Below are 635 nucleotides of genomic sequence, written 5' to 3'. Positions count from 1 at the left end.
GGCGGGCAAGGCGCTCGGATTCGTGGGGCTCGGCCGCCGCACGGTGCTGCACACCCTGCTCGGCGACGACGACGAGGGCGCGCGCGTGCGCGGCCTGCTCACCGAGGCCGGCGTCGAGCTCGTCGTCAGCGACGGCCGCACGACCGAGCGCCATCTCAACCTCATGACGCCGGCCGGTGCACGGGTGTCGCTCTACCTCGCGACGCCCCAGCTGCAGGACGACGAGCCGTCGGCCGAGGCGATCGCGGCGATGTCGGATGCCGCGGCCATCGTGCTCGACCTCGCCCCGGTCGCCCTCGCGCTCATCGACGCGGCGCGGGCCACCGGGCTCCCGATCTGGACCGACATCCACGACTACGACGGCGAGGCGGACTTCCACCGGCCGTTCATCGAGGCCGCCGACGCGATCTTCATGAACGCCGACCGCATCGGCGACGACCCGTTCCCGTTCATGGAGCGGTGCATCGAGGGCGGCGCGAAGCTCGTGGTGTGCACGCTCGGCGCCGAGGGCGCGGTGGCCGTCGACGAGCGGATGACGCGGCACGCCGTCGCCGCCGTCCCGGTCGAGGTGGTCGACACGAACGGCGCGGGCGACGCGTTCATGTCGGGCGTGCTCGACGCGACGCTGGCGGGCT

At 73.7% G+C, this 635-nt stretch carries 1 protein-coding gene; it reads left to right on the top strand.

Translation table 11 applies throughout. From position 1 onward, the window contains the following. A partial coding sequence (locus tag GH736_RS23970) for a carbohydrate kinase family protein (RefSeq protein WP_159607604.1) occupies positions 1–635 on the top strand: 635 nt, incomplete at both ends.

This window comes from Agromyces humi, from assembly GCF_009720255.1.
In the GTDB taxonomy this organism is placed as follows: domain Bacteria; phylum Actinomycetota; class Actinomycetes; order Actinomycetales; family Microbacteriaceae; genus Agromyces; species Agromyces humi.
Note: the sequence above shows the minus strand (reverse complement) of the source record. Positions and strands in the feature narration are given on the sequence as shown.